The organism is Streptomyces sp. NPDC004561, from assembly GCF_053602155.1.
In genome coordinates this window covers 1-21,027 of record NZ_JBSGDB010000119.1, presented here as the reverse complement: position 1 = coordinate 21,027, position 21,027 = coordinate 1, and the positions used below count along the sequence as shown (strand labels likewise).

17 protein-coding genes and 1 pseudogene are annotated in these 21,027 nt (G+C 73.6%); 12 read left to right on the top strand and 6 right to left on the bottom strand.

Features of this window, described 5'->3' with window-relative positions:
* Window positions 1-1,012, bottom strand: a 1,012-nt coding sequence (locus ACWEN3_RS17930) for a 3-hydroxyacyl-CoA dehydrogenase family protein (RefSeq protein ID WP_452971551.1), incomplete at its 3' end; no start/stop codon positions are given.
* Window positions 1,013-1,424: 412 nt separating this feature from the next.
* On the opposite strand from ACWEN3_RS17930, the gene ACWEN3_RS17925 reads away from it, so the two are divergent.
* Window positions 1,425-2,009, top strand: a complete 585-nt coding sequence (locus ACWEN3_RS17925; RefSeq protein ID WP_452971549.1) for an adenylosuccinate lyase — start codon at window positions 1,425-1,427, stop codon at window positions 2,007-2,009.
* Between the two features lie 7 nt (window positions 2,010-2,016).
* On the opposite strand, the gene ACWEN3_RS17920 is transcribed toward ACWEN3_RS17925, so the two are convergent.
* The 4 genes from ACWEN3_RS17920 to ACWEN3_RS17905 form a co-directional block, all read right to left on the bottom strand.
* Complete coding sequence (locus ACWEN3_RS17920; protein ID WP_452971548.1) at window positions 2,017-2,535, bottom strand: N-acetyltransferase family protein; 519 nt, start codon at window positions 2,533-2,535, stop codon at window positions 2,017-2,019.
* Window positions 2,532-2,930: a RidA family protein gene (locus ACWEN3_RS17915; RefSeq protein ID WP_452971545.1), complete on the bottom strand. Its 399-nt coding sequence runs from the start codon at window positions 2,928-2,930 to the stop codon at window positions 2,532-2,534. The genes ACWEN3_RS17920 and ACWEN3_RS17915 overlap by 4 nt, the downstream gene beginning before the upstream one ends.
* Before the next feature lie 56 nt (window positions 2,931-2,986).
* A complete protein-coding gene (locus tag ACWEN3_RS17910) occupies window positions 2,987-4,540 on the bottom strand; it encodes an alpha/beta hydrolase (RefSeq protein ID WP_452971542.1) in 1,554 nt (517 codons plus the stop codon).
* A gap of 149 nt (window positions 4,541-4,689) precedes the next feature.
* A complete protein-coding gene (locus ACWEN3_RS17905) occupies window positions 4,690-5,781 on the bottom strand; it encodes an Rv2578c family radical SAM protein (RefSeq protein ID WP_452971539.1) in 1,092 nt (363 codons plus the stop codon).
* A gap of 135 nt (window positions 5,782-5,916) precedes the next feature.
* Here ACWEN3_RS17905 and ACWEN3_RS17900 point away from each other — a divergent pair, with 135 nt between their 5' ends.
* The 10 genes from ACWEN3_RS17900 to ACWEN3_RS17855 all read left to right on the top strand — a co-directional run bounded on the left by ACWEN3_RS17900 (window position 5,917) and on the right by ACWEN3_RS17855 (window position 20,309).
* Window positions 5,917-6,360: an SRPBCC family protein gene (locus tag ACWEN3_RS17900; protein WP_351803685.1), complete on the top strand. Its 444-nt coding sequence runs from the start codon at window positions 5,917-5,919 to the stop codon at window positions 6,358-6,360.
* A 150-nt stretch (window positions 6,361-6,510) separates the two neighbouring features.
* The gene (locus ACWEN3_RS17895; RefSeq protein ID WP_452971537.1) at window positions 6,511-8,910 is read left to right on the top strand and encodes an MFS transporter; all 2,400 of its coding nucleotides are present in this window, start codon (window positions 6,511-6,513) and stop codon (window positions 8,908-8,910) included.
* 153 nt (window positions 8,911-9,063) lie between these two features.
* Window positions 9,064-11,514, top strand: coding sequence for a SpoIIE family protein phosphatase (locus ACWEN3_RS17890; protein ID WP_452971534.1), 2,451 nt, complete (start codon window positions 9,064-9,066; stop codon window positions 11,512-11,514).
* A gap of 141 nt (window positions 11,515-11,655) precedes the next feature.
* Window positions 11,656-12,375 carry a class I SAM-dependent methyltransferase gene (locus tag ACWEN3_RS17885; protein ID WP_452971531.1) on the top strand — a complete coding sequence of 240 codons (720 nt, stop codon included), beginning with the start codon at window positions 11,656-11,658 and terminating at the stop codon, window positions 12,373-12,375.
* A gap of 230 nt (window positions 12,376-12,605) precedes the next feature.
* Window positions 12,606-13,439 carry a M55 family metallopeptidase gene (locus ACWEN3_RS17880; RefSeq protein ID WP_452971529.1) on the top strand — a complete coding sequence of 278 codons (834 nt, stop codon included), beginning with the start codon at window positions 12,606-12,608 and terminating at the stop codon, window positions 13,437-13,439.
* A complete protein-coding gene (locus ACWEN3_RS17875) occupies window positions 13,432-14,736 on the top strand; it encodes a M20/M25/M40 family metallo-hydrolase (protein WP_452971526.1) in 1,305 nt (434 codons plus the stop codon). The genes ACWEN3_RS17880 and ACWEN3_RS17875 overlap by 8 nt, the downstream gene beginning before the upstream one ends.
* Before the next feature lie 3 nt (window positions 14,737-14,739).
* Window positions 14,740-16,704, top strand: a complete 1,965-nt coding sequence (locus ACWEN3_RS17870; protein WP_452971523.1) for a prolyl oligopeptidase family serine peptidase — start codon at window positions 14,740-14,742, stop codon at window positions 16,702-16,704.
* Complete coding sequence (locus ACWEN3_RS17865; protein ID WP_452971520.1) at window positions 16,701-17,624, top strand: S66 peptidase family protein; 924 nt, start codon at window positions 16,701-16,703, stop codon at window positions 17,622-17,624. Before ACWEN3_RS17870 ends, ACWEN3_RS17865 begins: the two co-directional genes overlap by 4 nt.
* Before the next feature lie 91 nt (window positions 17,625-17,715).
* Complete coding sequence (locus tag ACWEN3_RS17860; RefSeq protein ID WP_452971518.1) at window positions 17,716-18,267, top strand: GNAT family N-acetyltransferase; 552 nt, start codon at window positions 17,716-17,718, stop codon at window positions 18,265-18,267.
* A gap of 80 nt (window positions 18,268-18,347) precedes the next feature.
* Window positions 18,348-20,309: a DUF5107 domain-containing protein gene (locus tag ACWEN3_RS17855; protein WP_452971515.1), complete on the top strand. Its 1,962-nt coding sequence runs from the start codon at window positions 18,348-18,350 to the stop codon at window positions 20,307-20,309.
* 4 nt (window positions 20,310-20,313) lie between these two features.
* Here the strand turns inward: ACWEN3_RS17855 and ACWEN3_RS17850 are convergent, their stop codons facing one another.
* A complete protein-coding gene (locus ACWEN3_RS17850; RefSeq protein ID WP_452971513.1) occupies window positions 20,314-20,661 on the bottom strand; it encodes a VOC family protein in 348 nt (115 codons plus the stop codon).
* A gap of 80 nt (window positions 20,662-20,741) precedes the next feature.
* Here ACWEN3_RS17850 and ACWEN3_RS17845 point away from each other — a divergent pair.
* Window positions 20,742-20,951, top strand: a pseudogene (locus ACWEN3_RS17845) (phage holin family protein); the annotation flags it as partial.
* Between the last annotated feature and the right edge of the window lie 76 nt (window positions 20,952-21,027).

Below are 21,027 nucleotides of genomic sequence, written 5' to 3'. Positions count from 1 at the left end.
AGGCCCCCGGCTCGGCGATCCAGTAGATCTGCCGGACGGTCTGCGCCCTGCCCAGCACCGGCCGGCCGGCGGCCCGCGCGTCCCCGGCAGCCGGGGTCAGCCCGTCCGGCACGACCGTGGCGCTGCCCGGCGCCTCGTAGGTGTAGAAGCCGCGCCCGGACTTGCGGCCGGTCAGACCGGCCTCGCTGAGCTGCTTGAGGATGGGCGCGGGCGCGTGCAGCCGGTCGCGGGACTCGGCGTACATGGCCTCCAGGACGGTCCGCGCGGTGTCGATGCCGATCAGGTCGAGCAGGGCGAGGGGGCCCATCGGCAGGCCGCAGCCGAGCCGCATCGCCGCGTCGATGTCCTCACGGGAGGCGTACCTGGCCTCGTACATCGCGGCGGCCTGGTTGAGGTAGCCGAAGAGCAGCCCGTCCGCGACGAAGCCGGGGCGGTCGCCGACCGAGACCGGCTCCTTGCCCAGCTCGATCGCGAGGTCCGTGACCGCGGCGACGACCTGCGGGGCGGTCAGCACGGAGGAGACGATCTCGACCAGCCGCATCGCCGGCGCCGGGTTGAAGAAGTGCAGGCCGAGCACCCGCTCGGGGCGGGCCGAGTCGGCGGCGAGGCGGGTGACGGACAGCGCGTTGGTGCCGGTCGCGAGGATCGTGCCGGGGCGGACGATGCCGTCCAGCTCGCGGAAGATCTGGTGCTTGATCTCGTACGACTCCGGGACCACCTCGATGACGAGGTCCGCGTCGGCCGCCGCGCCGAGGTCGGTGGAGGTGCGGATCCGGGCCAGGGCGCCGGCGCGCTCCTGCTCGGTGAGCCGGCCGCGCTCCACGCAGCGGGCGGTGGAGGCCTCCAGGGCGGCGAGCGCCTTCGCGGCCTGGGCCTCGCTGATGTCGATGCCGATCACCTTGCGCCCGGCCTTCGCGAGGACCTCGGTGATACCGGTGCCCATGGTGCCGAGACCGACGACGGCGATCGTCTTGAGCGGGGACAGAGGGGTGTCGGACAGGGGAGTGGCCATCGCGGGACTCCAGAGAATGAGGGTGACGACGAGGAGCGCGCCGGGTGCGCCGAAGGCGCACCACGGTGCGGAGAGGAGTGCGGGTGTTGCCGGGCTGCGAGCGCACACGCCCGGTGCCGGTGCCGCGGGCGCGCACACGCCCGGCAGCGGCGATGTTCCGACCGGCCCTGTCCCGGAGCCGGGTCGTACTGCGGTACAAGGAGTACCGAACCGACCACTTCCCCACGGCCCGAAGGCGTGGGGGGTGTCCCCAGCGGCGGCCGCGTCACCAGACCGTCGCCAGCGGAACTGCGAGGGGGTTACCTCGCTCGAATGAGCTTAACTCGCGGGTAACGAGCGCGCTAGACCTGAGTCGGTCCTGACTTTGTGATCTGGCTCCCCCGGCGGGCGGGCCCCGCCTACGCTGGTGTTCGTGGACGAAGAGTTGCGATCGCTCACGGAGCGCGTACGGCAGGAGTCGCGCGGCTCGGCGGCGTTCGACCGCCTGCAGGCGACCGAGGACCACGACGAACTGGCGGAGGTGCTCACCGCGCCCGGACAGCCGCTGTGGGCCAGGGAACTGGCCGCGTTCCGGCTCGGCCTCGTCGGCGACCGGCGGGCCTTCGAGTCCCTGGTGCTCCTGCTCAACCACCGCGACCCCCCGCGCTGCGCGTCCGCCGCGCACGCCCTGGCCCGCCTCGGCGACCCCCGCACCGCCCGCGCGGCCGCCGCCCTCGCCACCAACGAACTGCGCGTCGCCTACGCACTGCACCCGGTACGGCTCCTGGCGGGACTGCGCGCCCCCGAGTCCGTGCCCGCGCTGATCACCACCCTGGAACGCCGGCTGCGCCCGCACGACCCCTACCGCCGGGTCGCCCTCGCCTGCGTGGAGGGCCTGGGCACGCTCGGCGACCCCCGGGCCCGCCGCGTCCTGAAGGAGGCCCTCGCCCATCCGGCGCTCGCCCAGGCGGCGGTGCACGCGCTGGCACGGCTCCCGCAGGAGGAACAGGCCAGGTGACGCCGGGTCAGCCGGGCAGCTCCCTGGCGTAGCGCACCTCGGGCACCGGGACACCGTCCACCACGAACGGCTCCTCGGCGCCGTCCGGCCGGTAACCGGCGCGCTCGTAGAAGCGGCGGGCCGGGGCGTTGTCCTTGACCACCCAGAGCAGCATCCGCGGGTGGTCACGGCGCTGCCCTTCGGCCCGCTCCAGCAGCGTGCGCCCCACACCGCCCCCGATGTGCGCGGGGTTGACGTAGATCGCGTACAACTCGGCGTCCCCGGTGCGTACTTCACCGTCCCGGTACGGTCCGTGCGCCGCCCATCCCAGGACCTCGCCCGCCCGCTCGGCGACGAGGTTCACCACCGAGCCGTCACCCTGTGCGAACCGGGCCCGCATCCGCTCGGCGTCCCGAGCCGGGCTGAGCCCGTCGAGATACGCCTGCGGCATGAGCCCCTGGTAGGCGTGCCGCCATCCGCGGGCCCGGATCTCGGCGACGCGCTCGCAGTCCGCGAGGGTCATGTCCCGGACCGTCAGGGCGCTCACGCGGGCACCACGGCCAGCGCCTCTATCTCCATCAGGAACTCCGGGGCCACCAGCGCCGCCACCTGTACGGCCGAGGAGGCCGGGAGGCGGTCCTCGGGTATGTGGTCGGCGCGGGCCGCGCGGACGGCGGGCATGTGGGACATGTCCGTGACGAAGTACGTGAGTTTGACCACGTGTTCGAAGCCGGCCCCGGCGGCGGCCAGGCAGCGGCCCAGGTTCTCGAACACCTGGCGGGCCTGGGCCGCGGGGTCGCCCGGGCCGACCGGCTTGCCGTCCTCGTCCAGGGCCAGCTGGCCGGAGACGGCGACGAGGCGGCCGGTCGCCGAGACGACATGGCTGTACTGGGTCGCGGGCGCGACGCCGTCGGGGGCGGGAATCCGTGTGGGTTCCGTCATGGCTCCATGATGGACCACACCACTGACAACGCCCCTGACGGTCCGTCGGCCCACGCTCAGCGGCGGAAGCCCAGCAGGCCGTGGAGGGTCGATCCGCGGGAGGACGTCGAGGCCGCCTTCGCCGTGAGCGGCTTCGGGTCGGGGGACTTCTGGCAGACCGCGTCGGCCACGCCGGTGCCGCGCGGGACCGTGCCGTCGGCCAGATAGGCGGCCAGGTACCTGTCCAGGCAGGCGTTGCCGCTCAGGGTGATGCCGTGGTTGCCGCCGCCCTCCTCGACCACCAGGCTGGAGCGGGCCAGCAGATGATGGACCGTCACACCGCCGGCGTACGGGGTGGCCGCGTCGTTCGTCGCCTGGAACAGCAGCGCCGGCGGCAGCTTGCCGTTGGCGACGTTCACCGGCTTCGTGCGCTGGGCCGGCCAGAACGCGCACGGCGCGTTGTACCAGGCGTTGTTCCAGGCCATGAAGGGCGACTTCGCGTACACCGCCCAGGTGTCGCGCTGCCAGCGCGCCCAGTCGTGCGGCCAGGAGGTGTCCCGGCACTGCACGGCGGTGTACACGCTGTAGCCGTTGTCGCCGGAGGCGTCCACCTTGGCGAAGTTCCGGTACGCCTCCACCAGTGGGCCGGTGTCCTTGCCGTGGACGTAGGCGGAGAACGCCGAGGCGAGGTAGGGCCAGTAGCCGTTGTAGTACCCGCCGGGGATGAAGGTGTCCTCCAGTTCGGAGGCGCCGACCCTGCCGTCGGCCGGCTTCTTCGCCAGGGCGGCCCGCATCGCGTACCACTGGGCCGCGACCTTCTCGGGGTCCTTGCCGAGCCGGTACGTCGCGTCGTACTTGGCGATCCAGGCCATCAGCGCGCGCTGGCGGTCGTCGAAGGCGTAGTCCTGGCCGACGTTGTCGCCGTACCAGACGCCGGTCGGGTCGACGATCGAGTCCAGCACCAGACGGCGGACCCGCTCGGGGTGGAGCTTGGCGTACACCGCGCCGAGGTAGGTGCCGTAGGAGTAGCCGAAGTAGTTGATCTTCTGCGCGCCGAGGGCCTGGCGGACGGAGTCCATGTCCTCGACCGTGCTGACGGTGTCGATGTACGGCAGCACATCGGCGTACCGGCGGGCGCAGGCGGCGGCGAAGGACTTCGCGCGCTGGAGGTTCGCCTGTTCCAGCGCCGCTGTGGCCGGCACGGTGTCCACGCGCGCCGGCTTGAAGTGGCCGGGCTCGCAGTCCAGGGCCGGGGTGCTCCGGCCGACCCCGCGCGGGTCGAAGCCGATGACGTCGTACTGGGCCGCCACGCTCCTGGGCAGCGCGGAGGCCACGAACCCGGCGAGGGTGAGCCCGCTGCCGCCGGGGCCGCCGGGGTTGACCAGCAGCGGGCCCTGGGAGGTCCTGGCCGTGTGCGGAACGCGGGACAGGGCGAGCGTGATCTGCGGGCCGGCCGGGTTCGCGTGGTCCAGCGGCACCTTCAGGGAGGCGCACTGCAGGGTCGGGTAGTCGCCGGTGCCGCACTTCTTCCAGTCGAGGTGCGCCGCCGGGGCGGCCTGCGCGGGAGCGGCGGTGACCGAGCCCGCGACCATGGCGGCGGCCGCGCACAGCAGGGCTGCGCGAGTTCTCATGGGTCCTCCCGGGACGGAGGGTTTCGGCGAACCGCGAGGATCACGGTTCTCGCCGGATCGTCCCGGAATCGGGGCCCTGAAGAACGCGTTGCGGCGATAGTTGACCCAATTGGGCCGAGGGTTGCCCCCTAACGCTCCCCGGAGCGCTCTCACATGAGCGTGAGCTGAGTCGGTTCCGATGCCTCCGCGGGCCCTGCCGGGGCGGCAGGGCGGATCCGGCGGGCCGTCCCCGCGCGCGTGGGCCCGATGCCGTACTCCTGTGCCAGTTCGTGCACCTGACGGGTGATCCGGCGCTGGTACCACTTGGGCGCGTAGGCGCCCTCCGCGTACAGCCGCTCGTAGCGCCGCACCAGGTGCGGGTGGTGCTCGCCGAGCCAGGCCATGAACCACTCGCGCGCCCCGGGACGCAGATGCAGCACCAGCGGGGTCACCGAGGTGGCCCCGGCCGCCGCGACGGCCCGTACCGTCTCCCGCAGTTGGGCCGGATGGTCGCTCAGGAACGGGATCACCGGCGCCATCAGCACCCCGCACCCGATGCCGTGCTCGCCGAGGGTCCGTACGACGTCCAGCCGGCGCTCGGGCGCGGGCGTCCCCGGCTCCACCGTGCGCCACAGCGCGGTGTCCAGGAAGCCGACCGAGACCGAGATGCCCACGTCGGTGACCTCGGCCGCCCGGACCAGCAGATCGAGGTCGCGCAGGATCAGGGTGCCCTTGGTCAGGATCGAGAACGGGTTCGCGTGGTCGGTGAGGGCGGAGATGATGCCCGGCATCAGGCGGTAGCGGCCCTCGGCGCGCTGGTAGCAGTCGACGTTCGTGCCCATGGCCACGTGGTCGCCCTGCCAGCGGCGGGAGGCCAGCTGGCGGCGCAGCACCTCGGGGGCGTTCACCTTGACCACGATCTGGCTGTCGAAGCCGATGCCCGTGTCGAGGTCCAGATAGCTGTGGGTCTTCCTGGCGAAGCAGTAGACGCACGCGTGCGTGCAGCCGCGGTAGGGGTTGACCGTCCACTCGAACGGCATGCGCGAGGCGCCCGGCACCCGGTTCAGCACCGAGCGCGCCCGGACCTCGTGGAAGGTGATCCCGCGGAACTCGGGCGTGTCGAAGGTGACGGTGGTCACGGCGTCCGCGCCGAACAGCGCGGCCTCGGCCGCCCGCCCGTGCTCGGCGGCCGTCCCGGCCCGTCCTGCCGCTGCGGACTCCACGGAGTCCACGGTCTCCACGGCGAGGTTCTCCCAGCGCATGACCCCTCCTCGGTAGCACTGGGCCACAGAATAGAACATCTGTTCCCATGATCGTGCGGACCCCGATTTGAGGGGCCGGGCGCCGGGGTGGTTGGCTTTTCCCAACCCCGAGCAATCAGGTCCTGGAGGAACGCAATGGCGCAGGTCGAGGCCACTACGGAGCGGGTCGTCGCGGCGGACGCGGAGAAGGTGTTCGACGCCCTCGCCGACTACCGCGGCACACGGCAGAAGCTGCTGCCCGAGCACTTCAGCGAGTACGAGGTGCGCGAGGGCGGCGACGGCGAGGGCACCCTCGTCCACTGGAAGCTCCAGGCCACCAGCAAGCGGGTCCGGGACTGCCTCCTGGAGGTCAGCGAGCCCACCGACGGCGAGCTGGTCGAGAAGGACCGCAACTCGTCGATGGTCACCACCTGGCGGGTCACCCCGGCCGGCGAGGGCAGGTCCCGGGTCGTCGTCACCACCACCTGGAAGGGTGCCGGCGGCATCGGCGGCTTCTTCGAGAAGACGTTCGCCCCCAAGGGCCTCGGCCGGATCTACGACGCCGTGCTCGCCCGGCTCGCCGCCGAGGTCGAGAAGTAGGACCAAACCCCGGACGGTGAAGGGGCGTTGCGCCCCTTCACCGGTTCGGGTGGATCGCCCGGCGATCGGGGGCCATGCCGTAACTCGCCGCAGTTGTTCGCAGTTGTCGCCTTACGCGGGAAATGCGATCAGGTGTGACGAGGGAGCGGTATGGGCGGGACGACTCTGGTGGAGCACGAGCCGGCCGTGACCCCGGCGGAGGGGCCGGAGACCGCCCCCGCGCCGCCGCCTCCCGCGCCCGCCGCCCCGCTGGGCCCGCGCCGGGTGCGGCTGGTCTTCCTCGGGCTGATGCTGGCGCTGCTGCTGGCCGCCCTGGACCAGATGATCGTCGCCACCGCCCTGCCCAGGATCGTCGGCGAACTCCACGGCCTGGACCGGATGTCCTGGGCGATCACCGCCTACCTGCTCACCTCCACCATCGGCCTGCCCCTGTACGGCAAGCTCGGTGACCTGTTCGGACGCAAGGGCGTCTTCCAGTTCGCCATCGCCGTCTTCGTCGTCGGCTCCGCGCTCGCCGGCCGGGCCGGGAGCATGGACCAGCTGATCGCCTTCCGCGCGGTCCAGGGCGTCGGCGCGGGCGGGCTCATGATCGGTGTGCAGGCGATCATCGCCGACATCGTGCCGCCCCGGGAGCGCGGCCGCTACATGGGCCTGATCGGCGCCGCCTTCGGACTCGCCTCCGTCGCCGGGCCGCTGCTCGGCGGCTACTTCACCGACCACCTCTCCTGGCGCTGGTGCTTCTACGTCAACGTCCCCTTCGGCGTGGTCACCCTCGCCGTCGTCACCGTCGTCCTGAAGCTCCCGAGGCCGCGCACCCGTGGCCGGCTCGACGTGCTCGGCGCGCTGCTGCTCGCCGCCGCCTCCACCTGCCTGGTGCTGCTGACCAGTTGGGGCGGCACCGAGTACGCCTGGGGCTCGCGGGAGATCCTAGGCCTCGGCGCGGGCGCGCTGGCCGCCGTCCTCCTCTTCCTCGTCGCCGAGCGCTTCGCCGCCGAACCCCTCATCCCGCTGCGGCTGTTCCGGGACTCCGTCTTCAACGTCACCGGCCTGGTGGGCCTCGTGATCGGCGTCGCGCTGTTCGGCGCCGCCAGCTATCTGCCGACCTTCCTGCAGATGGTCGACGGGGCCAGCGCCACCGAGTCCGGGCTGCTGATGCTGCCCATGATGGCCGGGATCGTCGGCGCCTCGATCATCGGCGGGCAGCTCATCAGCCGCACCGGCCGCTACAAGGTCTTCCCCGTCCTCGGCGGCGCCGTCTCCGCCGCCGGCATGTGGCTGCTGTCCCGCCTGGAGGTGGACACCCCCCGGCTGCAGTACAGCATCTGGATGGCCGTCCTCGGCGCCGGCATCGGCATGGTGATGCCCGTACTCGTCCTCGCCGTGCAGAACTCCGTACGGCCCGCCGACCTCGGCACCGCCACCAGCGCCAACAACTACTTCCGGCAGATCGGCGGCAGCGTCGGCGCCGCCGTCTTCGGCACCCTCTTCGCCGACCGGCTCACCGCCGCCCTGCGCCGCGAGCTGCCCCCGCGCGCCGGCACCCGGCCGCCCGACCCCGAGTCCGTCACCCCGCAGCTCGTCCACGCGCTGCCCCCGGCCCTGCGCGACGCCTACGTCCGCGCCTACGCCGACGCGATGCCCCGGATCTTCCTCTACCTCGTCCCGGTGCTCGCCCTCGGTCTGCTCATCGCCTTCTTCCTCAAGGAGAAACCACTGGTGTCCCACAACACCGCCGAACCGGAGCCCGAGTCCGTGGCCGCCCCGATCCCGGGGGCCCGGTCGCCGCACACCGCCGGCATCCCCGTCTGCGGCACGGTGCAGCACCCCGACGGCACCGTGGTGCCCCGCGCGGCGCTCACCCTCATCGACGTCGCCGGAGCGCAGATCGGCCGGGGCGCCAGCGGCGAGGACGGGCGGTACGCGCTCAGCACGCCGGGCTCCGGGGCGTACGTGCTGATCGCCGCCGCGGGCGGCCACCAGCCGCAGGCCGTCTCCGTCACCGTCGGCGAACGGCCCGTCGAGCTCGACGTGGTCCTCGGCGGCGCCGGGCGCCTCGCCGGCAGCGTGCTCACCGCGGACGGCACCCCCGTGCGGGACGCCACCGTCACCCTCACCAACGTGCACGGCGAGGTGGTGGCCGCCACCCGCAGCGGGCGCGAGGGCGGCTACGTCATCACCGAGCTGGTCGCCGGCGAGTACACCCTCGCCGCCAGCGCCCCCGCCTTCCGCCCGGCCGCCCTCCCGGTCACCGTGCAGGCCTCCCGGGAGACCCGGCAGGACGTCGAACTCGCGGGCGGCGCCGTGCTGCGGGGCACCGTCCGGGCGAGCGGGGGCCGGCCCGTGGAGGAAGCGCGCGTCACGCTCCTCGACGCCGCCGGGAACGTCGTCGACACCCTCACCACCGGAGCGGACGGAACGTTCCGTTTCGTGGACCTGTCCTCCGGGGAGTACACGGTCATCGCCGCCGGCTACCCGCCGGTCGCCACCGTGCTCCAGGTCGCGGGCGGCGGCCGCACGGAACGCGATCTTCAGCTCGGTCACGAGGACTGAGGGGGGCGCCCGCAGGGCCCTGAGCTGCGCGCCGGTGCGATCTTGTGAAACCAATTCCAGGATTGCCACACATCGCCACCGGCCGCCGCCGTACCGTAGTGGCGGGCGGCACAGATCGTTTGCGAACAGCCGTGGGGAGAGAGGGCCTGGGCCATGGACCGTGGCAGCGAGCGGGACACAGCTCCCGGGCGTGGCGCCGGCGACACCGCGGCGGGCCGGATTCCGCTGGCTGTGGTCGTCGTCGACCGCGACGGCCTGGTGTCCCACTGGAGCAGCGGCGCGCGGCGCCTGTTCGGGGTGCCCAGAGAGGACGCCGTCGGGCACTCCGCGGCGGACCTACTGCCCGTCTCCGGCGCCCTCCCCGAGGACCTGCGGGACGATCCGATGCCGGACGCCTACGACGGGCTGGGCCCCGGCCTGGAGGCCTCGCTCGTCGGCCCCACCGCCTACGCCACGGCCGGCCGCGCCCGCATCTCCCCGCACCAGCGGGAGACCGACGCCGAACGGCTCGACGTGCTGTGGTGGGCCTACCCGCTGGTCGGCCCCGGCCCCGCCCGGCTGCTGGTGCTCGCCGCCGACGCCACCCGGCTGCGCGCGGAGCGCGGCTACGACGACGAGACCGCCGAACGCATCTCGCCCGGCTTCGCCCGCCACACCGAACTGCCCGCCTCCGACGAACTCGCGCGGCGCCTGCCGGAGATCCTGCCCAACATGGGCCCCGGGCTGAGCGGCCGCATCGTCGCCCAGGTCCTCGAACTCGGCTACCCGGTCCTGGAGTTCAGCCAGTTCGACCGGGTGCCGGTGACCCCGTACTGGGGCGTGCCCCGCCGCCCGGGACGCGCCGGCTCCCGCGTCGAGGCCGTCGTGCCGCAGCCCCGGGTGGCCGCGGCCGTCGTACCGGCCGGCGCCGAGCGGGACCTCGAGTACGCCGCCGTGCGCGAGCGGCTGGAGTTCCTCAACGAGGTCAGCTCCGGCATCGGCACCTCCCTCGACCTCGGCGAGACCATCCGCGAGGTCACCAGCGCCGCCGTGCCCCGGTTCGCGGACTTCGCCGGCACCCATCTGCGCGCGGCCGTCCTCGCGGGCGAGGGCTTCCCCGACGGGCCGCCGGACGCCAGCACCGTGATGTTCCGCGTGTGGGTCGAGCACAACGACGAACCGGGCCGCTGGGACGACACCGTGCCGGTCGGCGAGGCCTTCGCCTTCCCCGAGCACACCCCGTTCTACAAGTGCATGGTCACCGGCGAACCGGTCGTCGTCCCCAGGGTCACCGACGAGCTGAGCGAGCGTATCGCCGGCGAGTTCGAGAAGCGCGACCTCAGGCCGCTCATCGGCGGGCGCTCCCTGCTGATCGTGCCGCTCAAGGCGCGCAACGTCGTCCTCGGCTTCATGGTGCTGATGCGCCGTCCGGACCGGCCGGCCTTCGACGACATGGACCGCACCACCGGCGCCGAACTCGCCGCCCGCGCGGGCCTGGTGCTGGACAACGCCCGCATGTACACCTACCAGGAGAACGTCGCCGACACCCTGCAGGACAGCATGCTGCCGCAGGTGACCCCGCGGATGGCCGGCTGCGACGTCGCCACCCGCTATCTGCCGGGCACCCGGCTCGGCCGGATCGGCGGCGACTGGTTCGACACCATCAAGCTGTCCGGCTCGCGCACCGCCCTCGTGGTCGGGGACGTCATGGGCCACGGCCTCAACTCGGCCGCCATGATGGGCCAGTTGCGCACCGCCGTACAGACCATGGCCGCCATGGAGACCCCGCCCGCCCAGCTTCTGCGCAACCTCGACGACCTCGCCCGCAGGCTCGGCGACAACTACCTCGCCACCTGTCTGTACGCGGTGTACGACCCGATCCGCGGCGAGCTGCACCTCGCCAACGCCGGGCACATCCCGCCGGTGCTGGTGCGCGCCGAGGACGGCGGCAGCGAACTGCTCGAGCTGCCCACCGGCGCCCCCATAGGCGTCGGCGGCGTCCCCTTCGAGGCCACCCGGATCGAGGTCGCTCCCGGCGACCGGCTGGTGCTGTGCACCGACGGCCTGGTCGAGGTGCGCGGCTCCGACATCGGCGAGGGCCTCGCCGCGCTCTGCGAGTCCGCCGCGCACCCCGCCGCCTCCATGGACGACGCCTGCGACACCATCATCCGCGCCCTGAACACCCGCGGCGGGCGCAAGGACGACGTCGCCCTGCTCATGGCCCGCCTCAACGGCATCCCCGACGACCACGTCGCCGAATGGAGCCTCGGCGCCGATCCGCGCGAGGTGGGCCGGGCCCGTGGCCTGGTCCGCGACCGGCTGCTCGCCTGGGGGCTGCCGCAGGCGGTGGAGACCGCCCGGCTGCTGGTCAGCGAGGTCGTCACCAACGCGATCCGGCATGCCGGCAGCGACCGGATCGGGCTGCGGGTGGTCCGCACCGACGCGCTGCTGTTCGAGGTCACCGACGACGAACCGGCCCTGCCCGCCATGCTCGGCGCCGGCCCCGCCGACGAGTCGGGCCGCGGTCTGCGCGTGGTCAGCCGGCTCGCCCGCGAGTGGGGCGCCAGCGCCACCGGGCACCGCAAGACCGTCTGGTTCGAGCAGGGCCTCACGGGCAACCGCTGAACGCGGGGGCGCGGGGGCTGCTTCGCGCGCCCCCGCGCATGTCCGGGGTCCGTACTTCTGATGAAGGTGCCCCCTCACCTCTTGCCCGCTCCCCGGTCCCCGCGATATTCCGATCACGGAACCGACCGTTGGGGAGATCGCATGAACGTCTCGGAGAACTACCGCAGCGCGTGGGAGAGTTACTGGCGCGAGACCTCCGACGCCCCGGGTGAGGCCATCTGGGACTCGGACCCCTCGCTGAGCGCCGAGCCGCACACCGCGCTGTTCCTGCCGCACGCGGACCCGGCCCGTACCGTCGTCGACCTCGGCTGCGGCAACGGTACCCAGACCCGTTATCTGGCCACCCGGTTCGCGCGCGCCGTCGGTGTCGACCTCTCGCACGCCGCCGTCGAGCACGCCCGCCGCGCCGCGGACGGCCAGGCCGTCGAGTTCCAGCAGCTCGACCTGACCGACGCCGACGCCGTACGCGTCCTGCACGACCGGCTCGGCGACAGCAACGTCTACATGCGGGCCGTCATCCACCAGAGCGAGCCGCAGGCACGGGGCGCGGTCGCCGCCGCCGTCGCCGAGATCGTCGGCGGTGAGGGCCGGGCGTTCGTCGTGGAACTCACCTCCGGTTCCCGGGACGTGCTGAAGCACGCCGCGTCCCAGTCGGGCGGCCCGGGGCCCAAGCTGCAGCGCGTCTTCCACCACGGTCTCAAGCCCGCGGACGCGGACGACGAAGAGATCCCGCGCCTGCTCGGCGAGGCCGGTCTGTCGGTCCTCGTGAGCGGCGAGACCACCGTGCCGCAGACCGAGTACCTGACCGACGGCACCCGTATCGACCTGCCCGCGCGCTGGTTCGTGCTGGCCGGGAAGTAGGAAGCAGGCGCACGGCGGATGCCCACGGGATGCGCGGGGCGGCCCCCGCCGAGCGGACCGTGAGCCGCGAGACGCGCACCTCCGGCCGCTACCGCCGCACCAGGTCACTGCCGTACCGGACCTCCGTCGAAGGCGGGCGCTTGGCGATCCGGGTCAGGCGGCGAAGCGGCCGGTGACCGGTTGCCGCCAGGTCGTAGCCTGGCCGCTCCCCGGCGCGTAACGTGCGCAGCATGAAGATCCTCATCAGTGCCGACATGGAGGGGGCCACCGGCGTCACCTGGCCGGCCGACGTGCTGCCGGGGACGCCGCAGTGGGAGCGGTGCCGGTCGATGTTCACCTCCGACGTGAACGCCGCCGCGGAGGGCTTCTTCGACGGCGGCGCCGACCAGGTGCTCGTCAACGAGGCCCACTGGAGCATGCGCAACCTGCTGCTGGAACGGCTCGACCCGCGCGTCGAGATGCTCACCGGGCGGCACAAGTCGCTGTCCATGGTGGAGGGCGTCCAGCACGGCGACGTGGACGGTATCGCCTTCGTCGGCTACCACGCGGGCGCCGGCATGGAGGGCGTCCTCGCCCACACCTACCTCGCCAACCAGATCACCGGGGTCTGGCTCGACGACGTCCGCGCCAGCGAGGGCCTGCTCAACGCCCGCGTCGTCGCCGAGTACGGCGTCCCCGTGGTGCTCGTCACCGGTGACGACGTGGCCTGCGAGGACGCGCTCGGCTACGCGCCCGAGGCGCTGAAGGTCGCCGTCAAGGACCATGTGTCGCGGTACGCGGCGGTGTGCCGGACCCCTGCCCGGACCGCCGCCGACATCCGCGCCGCCGCCAAGGAGGCCGCCCGCCTCGCCGTACGGCACGAACCCGTCCAGGACGGGCCCTGCACGGTCGCCCTGGAGTTCGACGCCGAGCACCTGGCGATGGCCGCGACCGTCGTCCCTGGGGTCGCGCGGACCGGGGAGCGGAAAGTGGCGTACACCAGCGCCACCATGTACGAGGGGATCCGCACGTTCAAGGCGGTCACCACGATCGTCTCCGCCGCCGTGGAGGAGCAGTATGGCTGACCAGCAGTCCCTCGACGAGGTCGTGGAGTTCACCTCCGGCCTGATCCGGATCGACACCACCAACCGGGGCGGCGGGGACTGCCGGGAGCGGCCCGCGGCCGAGTACGCGGCCGAGCGGCTGGCCGGGGCCGGGCTGGAACCGCTGCTGCTGGAACGCACCCCGGGCCGCACCAACGTCGTCGCCCGGATCGCGGGCACCGACCCGTCCGCCGACGCGCTGCTGGTCCACGGGCACCTGGACGTGGTGCCCGCCGAGGCCGCCGACTGGAGCGTGCCCCCGTTCTCCGGCGAGATCCGGGACGGAGTGGTGTGGGGGCGGGGCGCCGTCGACATGAAGAACATGGACGCGATGATCCTCGCGATCGTCAGGTCCTGGGCCCGGCAGGGCGTACGGCCCCGCCGGGACATCGTCGTCGCGTTCACCGCCGACGAGGAGGCCAGCGCCGAGGACGGCTCCGGGTTCCTCGCGGACGAGCATCCCGAGCTGTTCGAGGGCTGCACCGAGGGCGTCGGCGAGTCCGGCGCCTTCACCTTCCACGACGGCGCCGGCCGGCAGATCTACCCGATCGCGGCGGGGGAGCGCGGCACCGGCTGGCTGAAGCTCACCGCGCGCGGCCGGGCCGGGCACGGCTCCAAGGTGAACAAGGAGAACGCGGTGACCCGGCTCGCCGCCGCCGTCACCCGCATCGGCGAGCACGAGTGGCCGCTGCGGCTCACCCCGACCGTGCGGGCCGCGCTCACCGAACTCGCCGCCCTGTACGGCATCGAGGCGGACTTCCGGAACGTGGACCGGCTGCTGGAGAAGCTCGGCCCGGCGGCCAAGCTCGTCGAGTCGACCGTCCGCAACAGCGCCAACCCGACCATGCTGGACGCCGGTTACAAGCTCAACGTCATCCCCGGCGAGGCCGTCGCCCATGTGGACGGGCGGTATCTGGCGGGTGGCGAGGAGGAGTTCACCGCCACCCTGGACCGGCTCACCGGCCCGGACGTGACCTGGGAGTTCGCGCACCGGGAGGTGGCCCTGCAGGCGCCGGTGGACACGGCCACCTTCGCCCTGATGCGGGCCGCCGTCGAGGAGTTCGCCCCCGAGGGGCACGTGGTGCCGTACTGCATGTCGGGCGGCACGGACGCCAAACAGTTCTCCCGGCTCGGCATCACCGGATACGGTTTCACTCCGCTGAAGCTGCCCGAAGGCCTCGACTACCAGGCGCTGTTCCACGGCGTGGACGAGCGCGTGCCCGTGGAGGCCCTGCACTTCGGCGTCCGTGTCCTCGACCGCTTCCTGCGGACGGCCTAGACGATGGGGGACGAGATGCGGAAGGCACCGTTCGGTTCGTGGCCCTCGCCCGTCGACGCGGCGCTGGCCGCCGCGCACGACGGACGGCCGGACTGGGTGGGGATCGTCGGGGACGAGACCTGGTGGACCGAACCCCGCCCGGCCGAGGGCGGCCGCCGGGCCCTGGTGCGCCGCCGGGCCGACGGGACCGAGGAGACCCCGCTGCCCGCCCCCTGGAACGTGCGCAGCCGGGTCATGGAGTACGGCGGCCGGCCCTGGTGCGGAGCGGTGCTCGACGGCCGGCCGCTCCTGGTCTTCGCGCACTTCGCCGACCAGCGGCTGTACCGGTACGAGCCCGGTGGCGAGCCGCGCCCGCTCACCCCCGTGTCCCCGGTCGGCGGCGGACTGCGCTGGGCCGACCCCCAGGTGGACCCGGAACGCGGCGAAGTGTGGTGTGTACTGGAGGAGTTCACCGGGGAGGGCCCGGGTGACGTGCGGCGCGTTCTGGCCGCCGTACCGCTGGACGGCTCGGCCGCCGAGGACCGCGGCGCAGTCCGTGAACTCACCGACGGCCGGCACCGGTTCGTCACCGGCCCCCGGCTGTCGCCCGACGGCCGGCGGGCGGCCTGGCTCGCCTGGGACCATCCGCGCATGCCGTGGGACGGCACGGAGCTGCTGGTGGCCGAGGTCGGGGACGACGGCACCCTGAGCGGCGCGCACACGGCCGCCGGCGGACCGCAGGAGTCCGTCGCACAGGTGGAGTGGGCCGCGGACGGCCGGCTGCTGTACGCGAGCGACCGCAGCGGCTGGTGGAACCTGTACCGCGAGGGCACCCCGCTGTGCCCGCGCGAGGAGGAGTTCGGCGGGCCCCTGTGGCAGGTCGGCCTGCGCTGGTTCGCGCCGCTGGACAACGGCCTGGTCGCGGTCGTCCACGGCCGGGGATCGACCGTGCTCGGGATTCTCGACCCCGAGTCCGGCGAGGTCGTCGACGCCGCCGGACCGTGGACCGAGTTCACCGGCAGCCTGGCCGCCCAGGGGCAGCGGGTCGTCGCGGTCGGCGCCAGCCCGCGCACCGCGTACGAGGTGGTCGAGCTGGACACCGCCACCGGCCGGGCCGGTGCGGTCGGCGCCCGGCACGAGGACCCCGTCGACCCGTCGTACTACCCTGAACCGCAGATCCGTGTCTTCAACGGCCCGGACGGCCGCGAGGTGCACGCCCACGTCTATCCGCCGCACCACCCCCGACGGGCCGCGCCCGACGGCGAGCTGCCGCCCTACGTCGTCTGGGCCCACGGCGGCCCCACCAGCCGGGTGCCGCTCGTGCTGGACCTGGAGATCGCCTACTTCACCTCGCGGGGCATAGGGGTCGCCGAGGTGAACTACGGCGGCTCCACCGGGTACGGGCGGGCCTACCGCGAGCGGCTGCGCGAGCAGTGGGGCGTGGTCGACGTCGAGGACTGCGCGGCCGTCGCCCGCGCCCTCGCCGACGAGGGCACCGCCGACTCCGGCCGGCTCGCGATCCGGGGCGGCAGCGCCGGCGGCTGGACCACCGCCGCCTCGCTGACCACGACCGACGTCTACGCCTGCGGGACCGTCATCTACCCGGTCCTGGACCTGGCGACCTGGGGCCCGGGGGAGACCCACGACTTCGAGTCCCGCTACCTGGAGTCGCTGGTGGGCCCGATCGACGAGGTGCCGGCCCGGTACGCCGAGCGCTCGCCGACCGCCCACGCCGACCGGCTCACCGCGCCCTTCCTGCTCCTCCAGGGCCTGGACGACGTCATCTGCCCGCCCGCCCAGTGCGAGCGCTTCCTCGCCCGGATCGCGGGCCGGCGCGTGCCGCACGCCTACCTCACCTTCGAGGGTGAGGGGCACGGCTTCCGGCGGGCCGACACCATGATCCGCGCCCTGGAGGCCGAACTGTCCCTGTACGCCCAGGTGTTCAAGCTGGACGTGCCCGGTGTCCCGAGACTGGAGCTGCACACGTGAACCGACTCACGCGCCCGGAGCGGCTGGCCCCCGGCGCCCGGGTGGCCGTCGTCGCCCCCAGCGGTCCGGTGCCCGAGGACCGGCTCCAGGCGGGACTCGACGTGCTGCGCGGCTGGGACCTCGACCCGGTCGTGGCGCCCCATGTGCTGGACCGGCACGCCGAGTTCGGCTACCTGGCCGGCGCCGACGCCGACCGCGCGGCCGACCTCCAGAACGCCTGGTGCGACCCGTCCGTCGCCGCCGTGCTGTGCGCCCGCGGCGGCTACGGGGTGCAGCGCATGATCGACCTGCTCGACTGGGACGCGATGCGGGCGGCCGGCCCGAAGGTCTTCGTCGGCTTCAGCGACATCACCGTCCTGCACGAGGCGTTCGCCACGCGCCTCGGCCTGGCCACGCTGCACGGGCCGATGGCGGCGGGGATCGACTTCGTCAAGAACGCCCGCGCCCAGGACCACCTGCGGGCCACGCTCTTCGCGCCGGAGTCGGTCCGCACCATCGTCTCCGGCGGCACGGCCCTCGTCCCCGGCAGGGCGCGGGGCGTGACCCTCGGCGGCTGTCTGTGCCTGCTGGCCGCCGAGTGCGGCACCCCGCACGCCCGCCGGTCCGCCGACGGCGGGCTGGTGTGCCTGGAGGACGTGGGCGAGGAGACGTACCGACTGGACCGGTATCTGACCCAGCTCCTGCGCGCGGGCTGGTTCGAGGGGGTGCGCGGGGTGCTGCTCGGCTCGTGGGAGAGCTGCCCGGACTACGCGGAGGTGCGGCCGCTGCTCGCCGACCGGCTCGGCGGACTGGGCGTGCCCGTCGTGGAGGCGTTCGGGTTCGGGCACTGCGAGGGCGCGTTGACGATCCCGTTCGGCGTCTCCGCCCAACTCGACGCCGACACCGCGACCTTGACGCTGGACGAGCCCGCGCTGCGCTGACCGGCCGGCACGGAGCCCGGGTCCGAGCGGCGCGCGGCGACGCGGGCCCGTCCCGGCAGCCGCCGGGGGCGGTGACGCGTAGGCTGGCCGGATGCCGCACACCGCATCCCGCTACCTCGCCGAGGGCCCCCGCGTGGGCATCCGTCACTTCACCCCCGAGGACGGCCCCGAGTTCGTCGCGCGCGCCCGGGAGAGCAAGGACCTGCACCGGCCGTGGCTGTTCCCGCCGGACAGCGACGAGGCCTACGCCGCCTACGCCGGCCGGCTGATCGACGACCCGACGAAGGCCGGCTTCCTGGTGTGCGAGAAGGACAACGGGGACCTCGCCGGATTCATCAACATCAACAACATCGTCCGGGGCGGCTTCCAGTGCGGCGCCCTCGGCTACGGCGCGTTCGCGCACGCCGCGGGGCGCGGCCTGATGCGCGAGGGCCTGGACCTGGTGATCGGCTACGCGTTCGGCCCGCTGGGCCTGCACCGGCTGGAGATCAACGCCCAGCCCGAGAACGCCGCCTCCGCCGCGCTCGCCCGGGGCGCCGGCTTCCGGCTGGAGGGCTTCTCACCGGACATGATCTACATCGACGGAGCCTGGCGGGACCATGAACGCTGGGCGCTCACGGCCGAGATGCGCGCCGCCGGCTGATCGTCTCCCGGCGGCGGGCGGCGCCTTTGCGCAATCCTGACCAGCACGTCCCCTGGCCGAGTCAGCGCGGGCCGGGTTCCATGGTGATCGTGACGAGGATCCGACGTGAGGTACTGACCCTGCCCGCCGCGCAATTGGGCCCGGACAACCCCCTGCCCCCGCTGCGCCCGCTCGACGAGGTCCACCGCATCGACGACCGCGACCGGGACGGCATGCCCCGGGACATGGTCCGCCAGCTGGGCCTGGAACCGCTGCACAGCCTGCTGCCGGTCCGCGTCCGCGACGGCTACGACAGAACCCGCGGGACCCGGTCGCTCGACGCCCTGGTGATCGAGAACGACCGGCTGCGCGCCACCGTCCTGCCCGGCCTCGGCGGCCGGATCGCCTCCCTGGTCCATCTGCCCACCGGACGCGAACTCCTCTACCGCAACCCGGTGTTCCAGCCCGCCAACTTCGCCCTCAGCGGCGCCTGGTACTCCGGCGGCATCGAATGGAACATCGGCGCCACCGGCCACACCACCCTCTCCTGCGCCCCGTTGCACGCCGCCCGCGTCCCCGCCCCGGACGGCGGGGAGATGCTGCGCCTGTGGGAGTGGGAGCGGCTGCGCGACCTCCCCTTCCAGGTCGACCTTTGGCTGCCGGAGGGCTCCGACTTCCTTCACGTCGGCGTCCGCGTCCGCAACCCCCACGAGCGGCCCGTGGCCACCTACTGGTGGTCCAACATCGCCGTGCCCGAGGAGGTCCGGGTGCTGGCCCCGGCCGAGGAGGCCTGGCACTTCGGTTATGAGCGCCGGCTGCGCCGGGTGCCCGTCCCGTCGTACGACGGCATCGACCGCACCCGCCCGCTCAACAGCCCCTACGCCGCCGACTACTTCTACGAGGTGCCCGACGACCGCCGCCGCTGGATCGCCGCGCTGGACGCCGCCGGACACGGGCTGGTGCAGACCTCCACCGACGGCCTGCGCGGCCGCAAGCTCTTCGTCTGGGGCAGCGGACCCGGCGGACGCCGCTGGCAGGAGTGGCTGACCGAGCCCGGCACCGGCGGCTACTGCGAGATCCAGGCCGGCCTCGCCCGCACCCAGCTGGAGCACGTCCGGCTGGAGGCCGAGAGCGAGGTGTCCTGGCTGGAGTCGTACGGACCGCTCGACGCGTCGCCCGAGGGGGAGTGGGCCGACGTCGTCCGGGGAGCCGAGGAGCGGCTGGCGGCGGTGCTGCCGCGCGCCCGGGTCGACGAGGCGTACGCGGCGTGGCGGCCCTGCGCCGACGCCGAGCCCGGCGAGATCCTGGCCACCGGCTCCGGCTGGGGCGCGCTCGAAGTGCTCAGGGCCGACTGGAAGCTGCCGGGCACCCCGTTCGCCGAGTCCACCCTCGCAGAGGACCAGGCGCCCTGGCGGGAGCTGCTGCGCACCGGATCCCTGCCGGAGCCGCGCCGGGTACGGCCGCCCGGCGAGACCCTGGTCGCCCCGCACTGGCGGGACATGCTGGAGACCGCGCCCGCCACCCCGCACACCGAGTACCACCTCGGCGTCGCCCAGTGGCACGCCGGAGACCGCGCGCAGGCCGTCCGCAGCTGGGAGCGGGCGCTGCCGCTGGCACCCTCGCTGTGGCCGTTGCTGCGCTGCCTGGCCGTCGCCGACCAGGAGGCCGGACACCACGAGCGGGCCGCCGAACGGTACGCGGACGCCTTCGACGACCTGTGCCGCGAACGGCGCGACGACGGCGAGACCTGGACCGCCGCCGTGGCCGGGCTCGGTCGCGAGACCCTCGAAGCGCTGCTCCGGGAGGCCCGGACGGCGGACGCCCGGGCCGTGTGGGAACGGCTGCTGCCGGCCGTCCGCCGGCGCGGCCGGTTCCGGCTGCTGGAGGCCGAGCTGCTGCTGGCCGAGGGCCGGCGCGCCGAGGCCCGGACCGTCTTCGACGAGGGCTTCGAGGTCGCCGACCTCAGGGAGGGCGCGGACGCGATCGACCGGCTGTGGGCCCGGCTCACCGACGAACCCCTGCCCGCGCGCCACGACTTCCGGATGCGGCCGGACACGGCCTGAGCGGTCAGCCCCGCTGGTCCACGTACTCGAAGATCGAACCGTCCGGATGCCGCGCGATCAGATTGCGACCCACCGGCGTCGGAACCGGCCCCGCGACGATCTGGGCGCCGAGTTCCGTCAGCAGCCGGTGGGCCTCCTCCACGTCCTTCACGGCGATGGTCGCGGCCACCTTGCGCAGGACCTCCAGCTCCTCCTCGGGTCCGCTCATCAGCAGGAACGACCCCACCGCGGCCACCTGCACCCCGCCGCGCCCGAAGCGCAGCGCTCTGCCGCCGGCCAGACGCTCGTAGAAGGGGATCGCGGTTTCGAGGTCGTCGACGCAGATGCGCAGCGAGGCGCCCAGAATCTCCATGCGCACGAGCCTAGTTGGCGTGGCGGCGGCCGTGCAGGGCGCGGACGTTACCCGTCCGGTCCACCGGGTATCCGCAGTACATGGACCGTTTGGATCACCTGGAACATCTGGACAAGCACCTTGTCGAAGAGCTGGCACAGGTGGCACGCGAGACGGTACGCGAGGAACTGCGCGAGCAGACCCGCAAGCAACGCCGCACCGCCATGCTCTACGCCGCTTCCGGCGCCGCCGCCCTGTACGCGGGCGCCGGGGTGGCCCTAGCCGTGGGCCTCGCCCTGGCGATCGGCCTGGCTTGCGCGTGCTGCGTGGGAGGGGAGTGTGGCCCGTGACGGTCCAGGCGGTGGACAGAGGCGGTGTGCGGCTGTC